At 74.7% G+C, this 15,643-nt stretch carries 20 protein-coding genes; 6 read left to right on the plus strand and 14 right to left on the minus strand.

Annotation, left to right across the window (positions count from 1 at the left end):
* The first annotated feature begins 494 nt into the window (after nt 1-494).
* Nucleotides 495-941, plus strand: a complete 447-nt coding sequence (locus tag ACFYM6_RS19765) for a phage holin family protein (RefSeq protein WP_387277385.1) — start codon at nt 495-497, stop codon at nt 939-941.
* 78 nt (nt 942-1,019) lie between these two features.
* Nucleotides 1,020-1,454 carry a ChaB family protein gene (locus ACFYM6_RS19770; protein ID WP_357446937.1) on the plus strand — a complete coding sequence of 145 codons (435 nt, stop codon included), beginning with the start codon at nt 1,020-1,022 and terminating at the stop codon, nt 1,452-1,454.
* A gap of 51 nt (nt 1,455-1,505) precedes the next feature.
* Here the strand turns inward: ACFYM6_RS19770 and ACFYM6_RS19775 are convergent, their stop codons facing one another.
* The 4 genes from ACFYM6_RS19775 to ACFYM6_RS19790 form a co-directional block, all read right to left on the minus strand.
* Nucleotides 1,506-1,661 carry a hypothetical protein gene (locus ACFYM6_RS19775; RefSeq protein ID WP_387277387.1) on the minus strand — a complete coding sequence of 52 codons (156 nt, stop codon included), beginning with the start codon at nt 1,659-1,661 and terminating at the stop codon, nt 1,506-1,508.
* Nucleotides 1,662-1,705: 44 nt separating this feature from the next.
* Nucleotides 1,706-2,392 (minus strand): hypothetical protein, encoded by a 687-nt coding sequence (locus tag ACFYM6_RS19780; RefSeq protein ID WP_387277389.1) that lies wholly within the window; start codon nt 2,390-2,392, stop codon nt 1,706-1,708.
* 152 nt (nt 2,393-2,544) lie between these two features.
* Nucleotides 2,545-3,204, minus strand: coding sequence for a 4'-phosphopantetheinyl transferase (locus ACFYM6_RS19785; protein WP_387277391.1), 660 nt, complete (start codon nt 3,202-3,204; stop codon nt 2,545-2,547).
* Nucleotides 3,201-4,088, minus strand: a complete 888-nt coding sequence (locus tag ACFYM6_RS19790; RefSeq protein WP_387277393.1) for a metallophosphoesterase family protein — start codon at nt 4,086-4,088, stop codon at nt 3,201-3,203. The genes ACFYM6_RS19785 and ACFYM6_RS19790 overlap by 4 nt, the downstream gene beginning before the upstream one ends.
* Nucleotides 4,089-4,197: 109 nt before the next feature.
* Here ACFYM6_RS19790 and ACFYM6_RS19795 point away from each other — a divergent pair, with 109 nt between their 5' ends.
* Nucleotides 4,198-4,947 (plus strand): hypothetical protein, encoded by a 750-nt coding sequence (locus ACFYM6_RS19795; RefSeq protein ID WP_387277395.1) that lies wholly within the window; start codon nt 4,198-4,200, stop codon nt 4,945-4,947.
* Between the two features lie 58 nt (nt 4,948-5,005).
* On the opposite strand, the gene pip is transcribed toward ACFYM6_RS19795, so the two are convergent.
* From pip to ACFYM6_RS19810, 3 genes are all read right to left on the minus strand, one after another.
* The gene (gene pip, locus ACFYM6_RS19800; RefSeq protein ID WP_387277397.1) at nt 5,006-5,971 is read right to left on the minus strand and encodes a prolyl aminopeptidase; all 966 of its coding nucleotides are present in this window, start codon (nt 5,969-5,971) and stop codon (nt 5,006-5,008) included.
* A 49-nt stretch (nt 5,972-6,020) separates the two neighbouring features.
* Nucleotides 6,021-6,395 carry an SH3 domain-containing protein gene (locus ACFYM6_RS19805; protein WP_387277399.1) on the minus strand — a complete coding sequence of 125 codons (375 nt, stop codon included), beginning with the start codon at nt 6,393-6,395 and terminating at the stop codon, nt 6,021-6,023.
* Between the two features lie 220 nt (nt 6,396-6,615).
* Nucleotides 6,616-8,100, minus strand: coding sequence for a hypothetical protein (locus ACFYM6_RS19810; RefSeq protein WP_387277401.1), 1,485 nt, complete (start codon nt 8,098-8,100; stop codon nt 6,616-6,618).
* Between the two features lie 268 nt (nt 8,101-8,368).
* Here ACFYM6_RS19810 and ACFYM6_RS19815 point away from each other — a divergent pair, with 268 nt between their 5' ends.
* Nucleotides 8,369-8,824 carry a GNAT family N-acetyltransferase gene (locus ACFYM6_RS19815; protein ID WP_387277403.1) on the plus strand — a complete coding sequence of 152 codons (456 nt, stop codon included), beginning with the start codon at nt 8,369-8,371 and terminating at the stop codon, nt 8,822-8,824.
* 3 nt (nt 8,825-8,827) lie between these two features.
* On the opposite strand, the gene ACFYM6_RS19820 is transcribed toward ACFYM6_RS19815, so the two are convergent.
* Nucleotides 8,828-9,343, minus strand: a complete 516-nt coding sequence (locus tag ACFYM6_RS19820; RefSeq protein ID WP_357446898.1) for a 2'-5' RNA ligase family protein — start codon at nt 9,341-9,343, stop codon at nt 8,828-8,830.
* An 82-nt stretch (nt 9,344-9,425) separates the two neighbouring features.
* On the opposite strand from ACFYM6_RS19820, the gene ACFYM6_RS19825 reads away from it, so the two are divergent.
* Nucleotides 9,426-9,935, plus strand: a complete 510-nt coding sequence (locus ACFYM6_RS19825) for a DinB family protein (protein WP_387277406.1) — start codon at nt 9,426-9,428, stop codon at nt 9,933-9,935.
* Between the two features lie 28 nt (nt 9,936-9,963).
* Here ACFYM6_RS19825 and ACFYM6_RS19830 read toward each other — a convergent pair whose 3' ends face one another.
* The 3 genes from ACFYM6_RS19830 to ACFYM6_RS19840 all read right to left on the minus strand — a co-directional run bounded on the left by ACFYM6_RS19830 (nt 9,964) and on the right by ACFYM6_RS19840 (nt 12,224).
* Complete coding sequence (locus tag ACFYM6_RS19830) at nt 9,964-10,686, minus strand: Pr6Pr family membrane protein (protein ID WP_387277407.1); 723 nt, start codon at nt 10,684-10,686, stop codon at nt 9,964-9,966.
* Nucleotides 10,687-10,810: 124 nt separating this feature from the next.
* Nucleotides 10,811-11,620 carry a hypothetical protein gene (locus ACFYM6_RS19835; RefSeq protein WP_387277409.1) on the minus strand — a complete coding sequence of 270 codons (810 nt, stop codon included), beginning with the start codon at nt 11,618-11,620 and terminating at the stop codon, nt 10,811-10,813.
* Between the two features lie 97 nt (nt 11,621-11,717).
* Nucleotides 11,718-12,224, minus strand: a complete 507-nt coding sequence (locus ACFYM6_RS19840) for a DinB family protein (RefSeq protein ID WP_387277411.1) — start codon at nt 12,222-12,224, stop codon at nt 11,718-11,720.
* A gap of 119 nt (nt 12,225-12,343) precedes the next feature.
* Here ACFYM6_RS19840 and ACFYM6_RS19845 point away from each other — a divergent pair, with 119 nt between their 5' ends.
* Entirely contained in the window at nt 12,344-13,246 is a 903-nt protein-coding gene (locus tag ACFYM6_RS19845) for a DUF72 domain-containing protein (protein ID WP_387277413.1), read from the plus strand.
* A gap of 96 nt (nt 13,247-13,342) precedes the next feature.
* On the opposite strand, the gene ACFYM6_RS19850 is transcribed toward ACFYM6_RS19845, so the two are convergent.
* The 3 genes from ACFYM6_RS19850 to ACFYM6_RS19860 form a co-directional block, all read right to left on the minus strand.
* Nucleotides 13,343-13,735: a hypothetical protein gene (locus ACFYM6_RS19850; RefSeq protein ID WP_387277415.1), complete on the minus strand. Its 393-nt coding sequence runs from the start codon at nt 13,733-13,735 to the stop codon at nt 13,343-13,345.
* 87 nt (nt 13,736-13,822) lie between these two features.
* Entirely contained in the window at nt 13,823-14,632 is an 810-nt protein-coding gene (locus tag ACFYM6_RS19855) for a hypothetical protein (protein ID WP_387277417.1), read from the minus strand.
* Nucleotides 14,633-14,739: 107 nt separating this feature from the next.
* Complete coding sequence (locus ACFYM6_RS19860) at nt 14,740-15,597, minus strand: alpha/beta fold hydrolase (RefSeq protein ID WP_387277419.1); 858 nt, start codon at nt 15,595-15,597, stop codon at nt 14,740-14,742.
* Nucleotides 15,598-15,643 lie beyond the last annotated feature (46 nt).

Raw genomic sequence — 15,643 nt, forward strand, 5'->3', positions numbered from 1 at the left:
CGCGGACCGTGCCGGTGCCGGCACCCGCGCGGGCGGGGCATTCGCCGGAACTCGCATCGGTGGCTGGCGTCTGTTCACCGCCGGCACGCCGCCCCCGACGGCGGATGCTTCACCCCCGCTGTGTGAAGCGGGCGCGGAGTGCGGCATGCAGCTCAGGACACCGCCGAGGATCCGGTCGGCACCGTCGAGCGCGTCCCCGAGGAGGCAGGACCGAGTCGGCGCGGCAGCCTGAGCCGGGTCATCCGCGACCGTGTCGGACAGGCCCCAGACGGCGAGAACGCCGCCGACCAGGAGGATGCCACGCAGCGTCCACCTGGTCAGTCGGCCTCGACACCGCGACAACGGGCACCTCCGGAGGGAGCACCTCTGCTCACACCACGATCCCCGATTGTGCCCGGCGTGACCGTCCGGGCACCCTCCGACACACGGGCGGGCTGATTGCCGTCGCGGTTTCCGGGTACGCAGGCGGGTCTTGACGAGTCGAGGGAGGCCCGATGAGTGACACCGTCGGAGGCCGTGCTGGCGGGCCCGCGGGGCGGGGCGCCCCGGTCGAGCGCCTGGCGGCGGACGTGGCCGACGTGGTCCGCGAGGAGGTGCGGGCGGTGCGGGCGCAGCTGACCGACGCCGCCCGGCCGGCGGGTGTCGGCTTCCTGCTGCTGGCCGCCGCCGGCGGGTGCGTGGTGCTGGGGATCGGGGCGGCCTCGACGACCACGCTGCGGATGCTGGAGGCGATGCTGCCGCGGCGGATGGCGGCGGCGGGACTGACGGCCGGCTACCTCGCGGCAGCCGTGTTCCTCGGCGGCCTGGGCCTGCAGCGGCTGCGGACCGCGGGCGGCAGCTCCGCACGCCTGGCCGACCAGGTCGGAAACGCCGTGTCGAGCACCGCTGGTCGGGTCATGCCCGCCGGCACCTCCGCCGCCCGCGACGGCTGGGAGCGATGACACGACCGGCGCCGTGCCGGCCGGAACCGGCCGCGGGCCAGCAGCGCCGGGCAGGGAACCGCAGGGGAGGCAACAGCCATGGGGGACAAGCACGAGCAGGCGGAACAGATGCGGCCCGAGGTGCCGTCGACCGTCGCCCGCTCCGACGACAAGGCGGTACGCACGTACAAGAAGACCCTGGAGTCGGCCGAGGAGACCTACGGCGACGGGGAACGGGCGCACCGGACCGCGTACGCGTCGCTGAAGCACACCCACGAGAAGGTCGGCGACCACTGGGAACCGAAGGAGCACCGGGGGCCCTCGGACCCGCAGGCGGCGCTGGGCACACCGGAGTCGGCGCAACGGCGGCGGCCCACCGCGCAGGGCGTGGACGTCAACGCCAGCAAGGGCCACCTCGACGAGGTGGCCCGGAAGGTGGGCATCGAGGACCCGCAGAACCTGAACAAGGACGACCTGGTCCGGGCGATCGAGAAGGCGAACGCGCGGGCCACCGCCCGGGCCCGCAAACGCTGAGCCGGACCGGCCCCGGCAGGGCGGTGCGGGTACGCGTGGCGGCCGGCCGAGCTACAGCCGCAACCGGCTGGCGCGCTGGTACGTGTCGGCCGGATCCTCACCCTCGGTGAGGTCGACGTCCTCGACGACCCGTCCGTCGTTGAGGCGGATCAGCCGGTCGCAGCGGGCGGCGATGGCCCGCCCGTGGGTGGCGAGCAGGATCGTCATGCCGTGCCGGTCGGCCAGGAGGCCCGCCCCGCCGGCTGAGCTGGTCAGGAGAGGCGTTCGATCGTGGCGGGGAACAGGCCGTGGCCGCGCGCCACGCCGATGAGCTGGCGGAGCACCCAGGGCAGCGCGTCGCCACCGGCCGGCTCGGCGGTCACATCGAAGCACCAGGCGATGCCGCCGCCGACGCGCCGCAGGTCCCAGCGGACGTTCGTGTCGTTGACCCGGAGCCGCCCGGTGCCGACCACGCCGGGCCGCGCCCCGTCCGGATCGTCCAGCCGGAGCAGCGCGCCCAGCCGGGCCAACCGGCGGTCGTCCAGCTCACCGGCGAAGAGGATCCGGTGGACGTCCGGGCCGTCGCTCAGGCGTAGCGGCGCACCGGTGGCCAGCGGAACGTCGTCGCGGAAGTGGCCGCGCAGCTCCTCCTCGGCGGGCAGGTCGCCACCGCCGAGCCGGTGGTAGGTCGCCTCGGCGGTGGCCCGGTCGACCGCCGCCAGGCGGGCGCGCAGCCGCGGGTCGGTGCGGACCGCCCGGGCGTACGCGGCCGAACTCCACCAGCCGCCGTCGGCCGGCGTCCACCCGGCACTGCGCAGCCGTGCCGCGGCCAGGTCGTCGGCCAGGACGAACTCCTCGACCAGCAGCCCCGTCACCTCGGCGTGGTCCGCCTCGGCCCGCAACAGGTAGTAGTCGAGCAGGGTGCCGCCGGCGTGCCGGATGGCGGTTTCCGTGGTCATTCCGGGACCGTATCCGCTCCCGCAGCGGATCGTGGGCAGGACACGACGCCGCAGCGGCGTCGTTGACGGGTCGCCCGGCCCCGCCCGGGTCGGCGATGCGGTGGTGTCGGCGGCGGCGCGACACCGCCACATCGGCGACCTGGCAGCAGAGGTCAGCGGGCCACCGCCACGGCTGTGACGACCAGGCCGCGGGCGACCAGATACCGGCCGCACAGCTCGGTCAGCGACGGCCCGCCGTCGGTACGCCTGCCGTCCACCAGCAGCCGCGCGGTGAAGGCCCCGGCGGCGGGGTCGACCGACAGTTCGGCGTCCTCGAAGCCGAGCCAGCGCCCGGTCAGCGGGTACCACGCCTTGTAGACCGACTCCTTGGCGCTGAACAGCAACCGGTCCCAGTGCACGCCCGGGTCGGCGTCGGCGAGGCGGCCCAGCAGGTCCGGCTCACCGGCGACGGTCACCAGCGCGCCCACGCCGTCCGGCAGGGGAGCGTGCGGTTCCGCGTCGATGCCGAGGCCGGCCAGCTCGGTGACCCTGCCGACCGCCGCGGCCCGGTAACCGGCGCAGTGGGTGATGCTGCCGACCACGCCCGCCGGCCACACCGGTTCCCGCCGCGGGCCGGAGCGGATCGGGGCCGGGGCGTACCCGAGGCGGGCGAGGGCCTCCCGGGCGCACCGGCGGGCGGTGACGAACTCGCGTCGGCGGGTCTCCACCGCCCTCGCGACGAGATCCTCCTCGCCCGGGTACGGGCATTCACCGGGAAGATCCGAGAACGCCTCGACGGGTACGGCAGCCGGCGGCAGCAGTGCCTCGATCACGCCGCACCGCCCAGGATCCGCCGCATCGGTCGCGGCTCACCACCGCGCCGGGTCCACTCGCGCGGGTAGCCCAGCGACACCTCCTCGAAACGCACCCCGTCGTAGTGCGTGGTGCGCGGGATGTGCAGGTGCCCGTAGACCGCGACGACGGCCCGGTGGCGGACGTGCCAGTCGGCGGTCCGGTCGGTGCCGCACCACTGCGCGAACTCCGGGTACCACAGGACCTCGGTGGGTTCGCGGACCAGCGGCCAGTGGCTGACCAGCACCGTCGGCAGCGCCGGGTCGACGCCGGCCAGCCGCCGCTCGGTCTCGGCGAGCCGGGCCCAGCACCAGGACTCGCGGTCCGGGTACGGGTCGGGGTGCAGCAGCAGCTCGTCGGTGCAGACCACCCCGGCGTCGTACGCGCGCTGCAGCGACGCCTCCTTCGACGTGGTGCCGGGCGCCCGGAACGAGTAGTCGTACAGCTGGAACAGCGGCGCGACGGTGACCGGCCCGCCTTCGCCGCGCCACACCGCATAGTCGTCCTCCGGGGTCAGCACACCGAGGTCGCGGCACATCCGGACCAGCGCGTCGTACCGGTCCCGGCCGCGCAGCTGCACCGGGTCGGCCGGGTGCGTCCAGAGCTCGTGGTTGCCCGGCACCCAGATCACCCTGGCGAACCGGTCGCGGAGCTGGCGCAACGTCCGCTCCACGTGCCCGAACAGCTCGGCGACGTCGCCGGCCACGATGAGCCAGTCGTCCGCCGACTCCGGTCGCAGGCCGTCCACGATGCGGCGGTTCTCGGCGTACGACACATGGAGGTCACTGACCGCCAACAGCGAACCCGTCACCCGGTCGATCTTGCCATTGTCGGCCGGGGCGGGACAGGTGCGCTTGTGCGGCATCCGCCGGAGAACGATGATGGGCCGCATCGGTGTCGCGACCCCGGCGGCGAGCAGGGCCGTACGGGCTGAAACGTCGACTCTTCACGGAAGGGACGACGGCTTGCACCCGATGCTGCGTCGACTCGACGAGCTCGCCGCTCACCTCGCCACCCGGCCGGACACCGTGGCGCTGCTCGGCCTCGGCTCGGCCGGCGCCGAGCACGACCGGCTGGACGCCCACTCCGACCTGGACTTCTTCCTCGTCGTCGCCGACGGCGCGGTGCCCCGCTACGTCGAGTCGGTCGACTGGCTGGCCGCGCCCGGCCCGGTGGCGTACAGCTTCGCCAACGAACGCAACGGCCGCAAGGCGCGCTACGCCGACGGGATCTTCGTTGAGTACGCGGTCTTCACCGTGGACGAGTTGCGGCGCCTGCCGTTCACCGGCGCCCGGGTGGTGTGGCAGCGGTCCGACGCGCCCGCCGGGCTGGCCGAGTGCGGGCCACCGGCGCGCCCCGCCACGCCGTACGACACCGTCGAGTTCCACCTCAACGAGGCGCTCACCAACCTCTACGTCGGCCTGCATCGCGAGCTGCGCGGGGAACGGCTCACCGCGGCGCGGTTCATCCAGTCGTACGCGGTGGACCGGGTGCTCGCCCTGCTGCGGCTCACCGCTCCGGCGGCGGCGCAGCGGCGGGACCCGTTCGACCCGAGCCGCCGGGTGGAGGGGGCGTACCCGCCGGAGGTGCTGCCGCTGGCCGAGATGGTGCCCGGCTACCGGGGCAACCGGGAGGCGGCCCGGGTGACGCTGGGCTGGCTGGAGCAGCGGTTCCCGGTCGACCCGGTGATCGCCGCCGCCGTCCGGGCCCTCCTGGTCGAATGACGGGCGACTGCGGCGGTCAGCCCGGCGCAGGCGGCGAAGGCCGGCCTGCGGACGGGGCTCAGCCGGTGAGCAGGTCGGCGAAGCGGTCGGTGGCGCGCAGCAGTTCCCGGGCGATCGCCGGTTCCGCCGCGGAGTGGCCGGCGTCGGGCACGATCCGCAGTTCGGCCTCCGGCCAGCGCCGCGCCAGGTCATACGCCGACACCGGTGGGCAGCAGAGGTCGTAGCGGCCGTTGATGATGACGGCGGGAAGGTGGCGGATCCGGTCCACCCCGTCGAGGAGTTGCGTCTCGCTGGTGAAGAAGCCGCCGTGCAGCGCGTAGTGGGAGAGGATCCGCGCGATCGGCAGCGCGTGCTCGTCGGCGGTGAAGTGGGCGAGCAGGTCCGGGTCGGGGCGCAGCGCGGAGTTCACCGCCTCCCACCGGCCCCAGGCGACGGCGCACGCGCGGGCCTCGGCGTCGTCGGGCCCGTGCAGCCGCCGGTGGTACGCGCCCAGCAGGTCGTCCCGCTCCGCTTCGGGGATCGGGGCGATGAACCGGTCCCACTCGTCCGGCTGGAGGTGGCGCAGCCCGCCCTGGTAGAACCAGTTCCGCTCGCTGCGCCGCAGCAGCAGGACGCCGCGCAGGATCAGGCCGGTGACCCGGTCCGGGTGGCTCTGCGCGTACGCCAGGCCGAGGGTGACCCCCCACGAGCCGCCGAACACCAGCCAGGAGTCGATCCCGAGCCGCTCCCGGATCACCTCGATGTCGTCGACCAGGTGCCAGGTGGTGTTGGCGCGCAGTCCGCCCAGCGGGGTGCTCCGGCCCGCGCCGCGCTGGTCGAACAGCACGGCCCGGTAGCGGTCCGGGTCGAAGAACCGCCGCGCCGCCGGGACGAGGCCACCGCCGGGCCCGCCGTGCAGGAACACCACGGGTAGGCCGTCCGGCCGGCCCACCTCCTCCACGTACAGCTCGTGGCCGTCACCGACGGCGATCCGGTGGGTGGCGTACGGCTCGATCGGCGGGTAGAGGCGGGGCTCGGTGGTCATGGCGAACCATCCTGCCCGTTCGCTGGCCGCCGGTGGGGGCGGCCGGCGGTCAGCAGGCGATGTTGCTGCCGAGGTTGTCGAGGAGGGCGTCCGCCACCCAGCCGGACACGCCGGTCGTGGTGTCCTTCAGGTAGGTCCAGGTGTAGGTCGTGTGCCCGTTGGCGGTGACCTTGTCGCCGTTGGTGAAGCACCAGAAGTCGACGTTGTGGCTGTACTGCCCGTACCCCAGGGAGGCGCAGCTGGTGTGCGGGCCGGAGCGGATGTTGACGTTGCTGGCGTTGAAGAGCTGGCCGCCCGCGGTGTCGACGTTGGTGCGGGAGTGGCTGCAGGATGCGCCGGCCGGCGCCGCAGCGCTGATGACGGCGACGCCGGAGCAGGCGGTCGCCAGCGCGACAGCCGTCGCGACGGAGGAAACCTTCCGCACGTTGATCAACCCCTCGAAGTCGGAGCAGCACGCAAAGTGATCCGAATATTTGCATGCTTCAAGATGCAGATCAAGAGTTCGCCCGCCGGCGTTCCGGCGGCCTGGGCGTGGTGCGCTGCGCCGGCGGCCGGACGACCTGCCTCGACACCGGACGGAGCCGGCGCCGGGCCGGCCGGATCCTGACCGGCACCCGGGCCGGGCACCGGTCAGGACGGCCGGCTCAGGCGTTGGCCGAGATCCCGACGTCGGGGCCCGCCGCCGGCTCCTCGGCGGTCCGCACGGCCGACTCCGCCTCGGCGGCGGTGCGTTGCGCCGGCGGACGCACCGCGAACGCGTCGAAGGTGGGGCCGTTCAGCGGCGCGCGCGAGGCGTTCGCGTCACCGGTCGGCAGTTCCGGGCCCTCGAGGCGCTCCGCCGCCGGACGGTCGGCCGCGTCGTGGCCCGCGCCGTCGCCGAGGGGGCGGGGAGCGACCTGCGGATACTCGGCGGTTGCCGCGCCGCCCGCAGCGGCCGCCATGACCGCCGCGGCGGCCAGGTCAGCCACCCGCTTCGCCTCGCGCTGCACCCGGGCCCGGGTCTCCTTGGCGTGCTGCTCGGCGAGGTCCGCCGCCCGCCGCGCCTCGTCGAGCCGCTTGGTCTCGGCCGCCAGGTCCCGGCGTACCTCGACCAGGCGCTCCTCCAGCGCGGCCCCCTCCTGCTCGACCGTGGCGATCTCTTGGCGGGTCCGTTCCAGCCGCTGGCCGACGCTCTCCAGCTCGGCCTGGAGCTGCGTGAGGGTCTCCTGCCGCTGCTGGATCTCCTGCTGCACCGTGGAGAGCTGCTCCTGGTGCGCCGCGGTCTCCTCGTCGACCCGTTCGCGGACCTCGGTGGCGTACTGCTGGGCCTCGGCGACCAGCGCGGCGATGTCCCGTTCGGCGGCGCTGGCCCGGTCGGCCAGCTCCTGCTCGGCGGCGGCCCGCCGCTCGTCCAGCTCGCGGGCCATGGTGGCCTGCCACTGGGCCAGCTCCTGCTGGGCCTTGCTCCGGGTGGCCTGGACCTCCTGCTGGATCTGGGTGCGGGCCGCCTTTACCAGCGCCTCCGAGGCGGAGCGGGCCTGGTCGACCTGCTGCGCGCTCTGCTCGGCGATCCGCTTCGCCTCCTGCTGCGCCCGCTCGTGGGCGGCCTGCCCCTCGACGCGCAGCTTCTCGGCCATCTCCCGGATCGCGGTGAGCTCCGCCTGCGCGGCGGCGCGCTGCTCCTCGTGCGCGTTCTCCTGCTCGGCGCGGCGCGCCGACAGATCGTCCTCCAGCTCCCGCAGTTGGCGGACGGCCTCCTCCTGCGCCGAGGCCAGTACCTTCTCGGCCTGCTCCTGCAGGTCGGCGGCGCGCCTGGTCGCGGTTTCGGTGATCTGGGCGGACTGCCGCTCGGCCAGGTCGAGGATCTGCTCGACCATCGGACCGAGGTCCCGGAAGGACGCCCGGTCCACCTCGGCCGGTCGCTGCCGCAGCTCCGCCGCCTCGGCCTGGGTCCGCTGCACCTGCGTGGTCAGCTCCCGCACCTGCGCGTACGCCCGGTCCCGGCCGGCCGCCAATGCGGACAGTTCGGCTTCCATCTGCTCGACGTACCGGTCCACCTGGCGTTTGTCGTAGCCGCGCAGCGCCGGGTCGAACCTCGGCCGTGCGGACACGTCGTCGTGGGATGCGAACGGTTCCTCGCCGTTGGACATTGCGCCATCCTCCGTCAGGTTCGCCAGCGCCGGGCCGGCGGACGACCGCCCCGCAAGGGCATGATGAGGCGCAACGGTACCGTCGCCGGTGCGCGGGTCCCGCCCCACCCCGGTCCTCGGCCGGGCGCCGTGCGCGTCCAGCCGCTCGTGCACCAGGTCGACCCGCTGCCGTAGTCGACCGGAGTGAACCGGCCGGAGCGGTCCGCTGAGCCCGCCCGGCCCGAAACCGGCTGGCCGGAAGCCACCCTCGGCCCGCATCCTGGCCGGCATGACGACCGTACGGGAGTTGACCGCCGCCGACTGGCCGCAGCTGTGGCCGATGCTGCGCGACATGGGCGTCGGTGACGAGCCCGCCGAGACGCACCGGGAGCACTTCCTGCGCCTGCTCGCCGACCCGCGCTGGGCGCTGCTCGGCGCGGTGGACGCCGGCGGGCTGACCGGGTACGCCGCCGCCCAGGATCACGGCCCGCACCTGCGCTCCGGCGACACGCACCGGACCGCGCGCCTGCACGACCTCTACGTACGCCCGGACCGGCGCCGACACGGGGTGGGCCGGACGCTGCTCGCGGCGGTGACGCGGTGGGCGGCCGGGCGGGCCCGCCACCTGGAGTGGCAGGCGCACCGGGAGCGGGCGGCGCCCTTCTACGAGCGGCTCGGCCACCGCGGTGAGCCCTGCCCGCAACCCGAGTACCCGACCTTCATCGTCGACCTCGGCCCGCGCTGAACCTCACGGAAGCGGATGGGAGATGCCCCGGGCGTGATCGGTGATGGCCGCGCCGACCACGGTGGCGGTCAGCGGCAGCACCTCCAGGCAGCGGCGCACCGCCGCGCCCATCAGCGGGTTCGGCACCCGCATGGAGAGCGTGCAGTGCGGCACCCAGCGTCCCGGCTGGTAGTGCTCGACCAGCCCGATCCCGGCCCGGGCCAGCCGCTGGTGCACCTGGGCGTGGTGGGCCAGCAACTCGGCGGTCGGGGCCGGCCCGAGCCACAGCACCCGCCCGACGAACTGCCCCGCGTGCTGGAACTCCAGCCGCAACGGCGCGGCCACCACCATCCCGGCGAGCGCCTCGGCCACCCGTTCCGGGTCGAACCGGGGCGCCACCGCGAGCGAGACATGCGGGCGGTGCCGCTGCTCCAGCAGCGACCGCATGCTCTGCACGCCCTCGGACTCCAGCGCGTCCCAGAGCACCCGGATCCGCCGGGTGGCGTCCGTGTCGAGATACAGCTCCAGCGCCGCGACCACGCGATCACCCTAAGAGGTGAGGTTTGCCCGGCCCGGTGGGCGGTACTGCCCCGGTGGCACCGACGGCGAGGAGCGTGGACGAGTGGACGTGAACGATCTGCTGACCGAGGCGTACGACCGGCTGCCCGATCTGGTGGCGACAGCGGTCGACGGTCTGAGCCCGGAGCAGTTGCGCCAGCCTCCGGCACCCGGGGCGAACACGGTGGGCTGGCTGGTCTGGCACCTGACCCGGATCCAGGATCACGGCGTCGCCGACCTGCTGGGGGAGGAGCAGATCTGGGTCACCGGCGACTGGGCGCGGAGCTTCGGGATGACCGCCGACCCGGACGACACCGGCTTCGGGTACGGCCCCGAACAGGTCGCCACCGTACGGCCGGAGAACGGTCAGGTGCTCCTCGACTACCACGCTGCGGTGGTCGACCGGACCCGACGGTATCTGCGCGGGGTGCGCCCCGCCGACCTCGACCGGGTGGTCGACCTGAACTGGGACCCGCCGGTCACCCTCGGCGTGCGGCTGGTGAGTCTGCTGGACGACGATCTGCAGCACGCCGGTCAGGCCGCGTATGTGCGCGGGCTCGTCGAGCGGGGCTGACCGCCGCCCGCGCGCAGCTGAACCCCGGTCACCGCTGCCCCGCCGTGGTCTGCTCCGCCGGCCCGGAGGATCCCGCGGCGGCGGGCCGCGCCGCGACGGCGCCGGCGGGGGAGAGCACCGCTCGGGTCCGCCCGGCCAGCCCCTTGTCGACGCCGACGAACAGGAGCCCGAGCAGCCAGAACGCGAACGCGAAACCGAGCGAGCTGAGCCCCACCCCGTCGTAGCCGAGCTGACCGGCGTCGACGAACGGGTACGGGTAGCGGTGCACGATCAGGCCGCGCACCAGGGCGAACCCGAGGTACGCCAACGGGAACGCCAGCCACCAGGCCGCGTAGCGGAGGCGCAGCCGGCCGCGCTGGTCGAACAGCACCCAGTCGGCGACCGCGAGCAGTGGCACGACGGTGTGCAGGAACTGGTTGCCCAGCGCCTCGCCGAGCGCCCGGCCGGGCTGGGCCATCGCGAACGGGCTGGCCGGATTCGCCAGCACCAGGTGGTAGACCACCCCGGTGATGGTGATGTAGAGAGTCACCGCACCCTTGAGCACCGACGGCGGCTCCGGCCGGTCGTGCCAGCACCGCCAGGCGGCGTATCCGGCGAACCCGCCGACCGCCACGTTGCTCTGGATGGTGAAGTAGGGCAGCAGCCCGGTCACCGTGGCCGGGCCGAGGGCGGTGAGCACGACGCCGGCCACCACGCTGAGCACGGTGGCCAGGCGAAAGAGGATCGCCAGTCGGCGACGCCGCGGGGTCACCGGGGCAAGCTATCAGCCCGGCCGCCGCAGGTCACCGGCCCGAGGTGCGCCGGCCGAAACCGACCGCCGGCAGTGGCCGCGCCGCGCGACCGGACGGGGCGTCCGGGGCCTCGTGCCCGGCCGCTCAGCGCAGGGTCGGCCGGACCGGGGCGGACAGGTGCACGGACGGACCCGCCGGGCGGATCGCCGGCGGCCCCGTGACGGCCGGGGTGGTGGCGGTGGTTGCCTGGCCACCGGCCGGCTGGCCGGTAGCGGGTCCGGTGGGCGGGCTGTCGGTCCGCTCTTTCGTCCCGTTGCTGGTGCCCTTTTCCTTGTCCGGCGCGTCGAGCAGCCGCTCGCAGTAGCCGGTGACCTTGTCCCGGCCGCCGGCGGTCGAGACCAGGTCGGCGAAGCTCGGCGTCTCCAGCACGCGCCGTCGCTGTTCAGCTGCCTTCACGAGGTACGCGCGGCAGAGCCCGGTGAGGCGAGCCGAGGTGCTCGGCTGGCCGGTCGGACCGGCGGTCGGGCTGGGTTCGGCGGCCGGGGGGGGCGAGGCGCCCGGCCCGGTCGTCGGCGAGCCCGGCAACCCGACCCCGGCCTTCGGCGTCGCGCTGGTCTCGGCACCGCCGCTGATCGGCGCCGGCAGCGTGTCAGTGGCGGCGGCGAGCGCCACGCCACCGGTGGCGGCGGCCAGCAGCGCGGCGAGCGCGATCTTCGCGCTGAGCAGGCTGGCGACGAACCCCTGCCCGGGGCGGGGCGCCGCCGGGAGCAGTCCGGCGCGCGCCGTGCGGAAAGCCTGGAGGGCGGCCGCCTCGCCGCCGAGTTCGTGCGGGCGGGCGGCGACGCGGACGGCGGCGAGGAGCCGGACGAGCACCTCGGGAACGTCCTGCGCGTCGGCGCCCGGACCGACGAGCAGCCGCTCGACGGTCTCCTGGTCCATCCGGTGTGTGGTCATCTCGTGTCCCTCAGCGCCGCCACGCTTCGTGACGTCACATGGAAACCCGCGCCGGTCACCCGAACCCGGCGTGAGACCGCTCACCTGCCTCGGGTGGTCACCCCATCGTCTTCGCCCCGTCGATCGACTCGCGGATGATGTCCGCGTGGCCGGCGTGCTGCGCGGTCTCGGCGATCAGGTGCAGCAGCACCCGGCGCACCGACCAGCTCGCCCCCGGCTCGAACCACGGCGCCACCGGCAGTGGGTGCGCCTGGTCCAGGTCGACGGTGGCGACCAGGGCATCGGTCTCGGCGGCCACCCGGTCGAACTCGGCGAGCAACGCGGCCAGGGTCTCGCCCTCCGCCATCCGGAACTGCCCGACCCAGTCGACCGGCTCGCTCTCCATCGCCTCGGCCCCGCCCACGGCGAACCGCATCCACCGCTCCTCGACGCCCGCCACGTGCTTGATCAGGCCGCCGAGGCAGAGCTCGCTCACCGTGCTGCGCCGGGCCGCCTGCTCGTCGGTCATGCCCTGCACGGTCTGCCGGAGGAACCCGCGGTGCAGGCGCAGGCTGGCCAGCAGATCCGCCCGCTCACCGGTGAGGACCTGGTCGGAGACGCTCATGTTGTCCGCCTTTCGCTTGACGACCGCGGACACCGTACGACGGCCCACCGACAGTTTCCGGCTTCCACACGGGACCGTCCCGGTTGCCGATTCGTCCGGTTGGCGGTGCACTGAATGACATGGGTGTCATCAAGGTGGGCACGTCATCCTGGGCCGACCAGTTGCTGGTGCGCTCCGGCTGGTATCCCCGCGCGGTCAACACCCCCGCGGGCCGCCTCGGCTTCTACGCCGAGCGGTTCGGGCTGGTCGAGGCGGACACGTCGTACTACGCGATCCCGCTGCCGGAGACGGCGGCGGGCTGGGTGGCCGCCACCCCGCCGGGGTTCACCTTCGACGTCAAGGCGTTCCGCCTCTTCACCGGCCACCACACCCCGGTCGCGGCGCTGCCCCGCGAGCTGCGGCCGGCCGGCGGACCGAGCCTGATCCGCTGGCGGGACCTGCCCGCAGGGGCGTACGACGAACTCTGGGACCGGTTCCACGCGGCGCTGGCGCCGCTCGCGGCGGCCGAGCGGCTCGGCGCCGTGCTGCTGCAGTTCCCGCCCTGGCTGGCCCGCGGCGACGCCGCCAAACGGCGGATCCGGGAGACGGCCCGGCGGTGCCGGCCCTGGCCGGTCTGCGTCGAGCTGCGGCACTCCTCGTGGTTCAGTGAGGAAGCGGTGGTGGACACCGTGACCTTCCTGCGCGAGCAGGGGCTCGGGTACGTCTGCGTGGACATGCCGCAGGGCCACGTCTCCTCGGTGCCGCCGATCCTGATCACCACCGCCGACCTCGCGGTGGTCCGGTTCCACGGGCACAGCACGGCCTGGGAGAGCGGCGACAGGCAGGACAGGTTCCGCTACGCCTACGGCGAGGAGGAACTGCGGCACTGGTCCGAGCTGCTGCGTGAACTGGCCGACCAGTGCGCCGAGCTGCACGTCCTGATGAACAACTGCTGCGGCGACCAGGCCCAACGGGACGCCGCCCGGCTCGCCGAACTGCTCGGCGTCGAGGCCGTCCGGGAGCGGGCCGGCGCGGGATCCTGACCCCGGGCCGAGCGAGGCCCGGCGGGGCTCGCTCCGTGCGTCGGGTCGTCAGCGGGGGCGGCGCGTCGGTGTCCTCGCCGCCACTGCCGTACCGGCTCAGCCGCGCCGCCGGACGCCCTCCGGGTGCATGCCGGTGGCCTCCTCCAGCGCGTTGTCCGGCAGGTCGCCCTCGGCGCTGTCGTCGGGAAAGGTCCGGGCGGACGGCGCCGGATCCGGCGGCGCGCCCGGTCCGGCCTCTGCGGTGCGGGTCGGCTCCACCGACCCGAAGCCGTGCCGCCCGGCCGCCGGCCCGCCCGCCGCCGCCCCGCGCGCCCGGCGCTCACCCCGCCGGCCCTCCGGGACCGCGGGCTCCTCGCTACCCTCGTCCATCGGCGAGTCCTGGCCCGCGCCCCACGGCGGGTCGGCGTCGAAACCGTCCGTGGTGCCCCACGGCTTGCTCGCCTCGGGCCCCCGCCCCTCGCCCGTCCTCGGTCGTTTCTTGCTGCTCATCGCCACCTCACCCTGGCTGGGTTCCCGTGCCCGCGCTGAATGCCCGCCGCCCGCCCGGTCATGCCGGATCGGCGTCCGCTCGGCGGGTCAACGGCCGGCCGTGACCAGGTGCCGCGTGGCCGCGCCCATCGCGGCGACCTTGGCGATCGTCCTCGGCGAGCCCAGGGCGACCTTGCCGATCTTCGGCGCGCCCTTGCCGACGACCTTCCCGATCTTCGGAGCACCCATCGCGGCGACCCTCAGGCCGGCGATCTTGCCGATCTTCGGAGCAGTCATCCCGACTGCCTTGCCGATCTTCGGCCCGCCCATCGCGATGACCTTGCCGGCCATCCTCGGCCGGGTGATCACCCCGCCGGCCCGGCCGAGCATGCCCCGGAGCACCTGGCCCGGCTTCTGTTGCTCGCTCATGTACGCGGTCACCACCACCAGCGCGCCGGTCAGCGCCGGCACCGCCCACTGGAGCAGCTTCATCTGCCGCTGGCAGGAGGCCACGCTCGCCGGGGTCTGATAGCTCGGCTCGGTGATTCCCTCGACGGGCGGCCCGCCCGCCCGCTCCAGCTTCTTGCCGAGCATCCGGCTGTAGCCGGTGACCGCCAGCGCGCCCACGGTTAGCGCGGTCTTCACCGCGCTGATCTTCCCCACCCCGGACTGCACCGCCATCCGTGGGCTCTCGGTGACCATTTCGCCGACCGCGCCGGCCAGGTGGGCGCCGATCGCCGCCGCGTTGACCGGGGTCCAGCGCGCCCAGCCCGCCGAGGCCACCGGCAGCCGCTGCGTCGAGTCGTCGACCCGAGCCGCCGCCGCGTTGACGCCGAGCGCGCCCATCAGCGAGCCGCCGAACCATGCCGCCAGGCCCAGATCGTGCATCGACCGCAACGCGGTGTGCCGTTCGGACATCTGATCCCCCTCCGCCGTGTTCGGGCGGTGCGGCATACCCACGTTCCGGCCGGCTACGCCCCCGATCGCTCCCGCCCGGCCGACCCGGCGTGCAGCCCGGCCACCGGTCAGCGGCGCGGCAGGGTGGCGGCGAACGCGGCGACCCGGGCGGCCAGCGGGATCGCCGCGCGTACCCAGGTGAAATGGTCCAGCGGGCCGCCGGCCTCGGCCACCGTGTAGCGGTGCCGGGTCACCGGCGCGGCGGTGAGCTTGCCGCAGAGGTGGTCCAGGGTCTCGTGCGGGGTGTACTGGTCGTCGTCCACGCTCACCGCGAGGACCGGCGTACGCACCCGGCGTACCGCCGCCTCGGCGTCGACCCCGTCGAGCACCGGGAACCGGCCGGTCCGGGCGGTGTACGCCCAGTCCCGGATCACCCCGCAGGCCTGCCGGCCGCCGAACCCCCAGCCCGGCCACACGCCGAACAGCCGGGCCACCGCCGCGATCCCCTGGGTGTACGGCAGCACGCCCCAGCCGCGCAGCCCCGGGTACCCGCGCCACCAGGGCAGGCCGACCGCCACCAGGGCCAGCCCGTCCACCGCGTCCGCGTCGTGCAGGGCCTGGTGCAGCAGCGCGACCTGCCCGCCGAGGGAGTGCCCGAGCAGCAGCCGGGTACGGCCGTCCAGCCGGGGCTTGAGCGCGTCGAGCACGGCGCCGACGTCAACGGCCAGTTCGGGGTAGCCGTAGCGGCAGGTGCGCGCGGGAGCCGGAGTGCTCTCGCCGGTGCCCCGCAGGTCGACCACGACGACGGCGAGCCCGGCGCCGCGCAGCGCCGCGGCGAAGGGCCGGTAGTAGCGGGCCCGCACCCCCATCGCCGGCCAGAGCACCACCACCGGCGCGCCGGGCGGCCCGTCCGGCTCCGGGTAGACCTGGACGCCGATCCGCGCCCCGTCGACGTCGACGAACTCCTGCGTGTACTCCCCGCTCACCGGCTCAGGGTACGGCGGCAAGCTACCGGCGGGTAGCCGCGGGGGT

The organism is Micromonospora sp. NPDC006431 (assembly GCF_042870725.1).
Classification (GTDB): domain Bacteria; phylum Actinomycetota; class Actinomycetes; order Mycobacteriales; family Micromonosporaceae; genus Micromonospora.

What these genes read in the sequence shown, in the direction of transcription:
- ACFYM6_RS19810 (WP_387277401.1), bottom strand. Translation starts at nt 8,100, where the DNA reads ATGTCCAACGGCGAGGAACCGTTCGCATCCCACGACGACGTGTCCGCA.
- ACFYM6_RS19775 (WP_387277387.1), bottom strand. Translation starts at nt 1,661, where the DNA reads ATGACGATCCTGCTCGCCACCCACGGGCGGGCCATCGCCGCCCGCTGC.
- ACFYM6_RS19835 (WP_387277409.1), bottom strand. Translation starts at nt 11,620, where the DNA reads ATGACCACACACCGGATGGACCAGGAGACCGTCGAGCGGCTGCTCGTC.
- ACFYM6_RS19855 (WP_387277417.1), bottom strand. Translation starts at nt 14,632, where the DNA reads ATGTCCGAACGGCACACCGCGTTGCGGTCGATGCACGATCTGGGCCTG.
- ACFYM6_RS19795 (WP_387277395.1), top strand. Translation starts at nt 4,198, where the DNA reads ATGCTGCGTCGACTCGACGAGCTCGCCGCTCACCTCGCCACCCGGCCG.
- ACFYM6_RS19770 (WP_357446937.1), top strand. Translation starts at nt 1,020, where the DNA reads ATGGGGGACAAGCACGAGCAGGCGGAACAGATGCGGCCCGAGGTGCCG.
- ACFYM6_RS19815 (WP_387277403.1), top strand. Translation starts at nt 8,369, where the DNA reads ATGACGACCGTACGGGAGTTGACCGCCGCCGACTGGCCGCAGCTGTGG.
- ACFYM6_RS19780 (WP_387277389.1), bottom strand. Translation starts at nt 2,392, where the DNA reads ATGACCACGGAAACCGCCATCCGGCACGCCGGCGGCACCCTGCTCGAC.
- ACFYM6_RS19840 (WP_387277411.1), bottom strand. Translation starts at nt 12,224, where the DNA reads ATGAGCGTCTCCGACCAGGTCCTCACCGGTGAGCGGGCGGATCTGCTG.
- ACFYM6_RS19845 (WP_387277413.1), top strand. Translation starts at nt 12,344, where the DNA reads ATGGGTGTCATCAAGGTGGGCACGTCATCCTGGGCCGACCAGTTGCTG.
- ACFYM6_RS19850 (WP_387277415.1), bottom strand. Translation starts at nt 13,735, where the DNA reads ATGAGCAGCAAGAAACGACCGAGGACGGGCGAGGGGCGGGGGCCCGAG.
- ACFYM6_RS19765 (WP_387277385.1), top strand. Translation starts at nt 495, where the DNA reads ATGAGTGACACCGTCGGAGGCCGTGCTGGCGGGCCCGCGGGGCGGGGC.
- pip (WP_387277397.1), bottom strand. Translation starts at nt 5,971, where the DNA reads ATGACCACCGAGCCCCGCCTCTACCCGCCGATCGAGCCGTACGCCACC.
- ACFYM6_RS19790 (WP_387277393.1), bottom strand. Translation starts at nt 4,088, where the DNA reads ATGCCGCACAAGCGCACCTGTCCCGCCCCGGCCGACAATGGCAAGATC.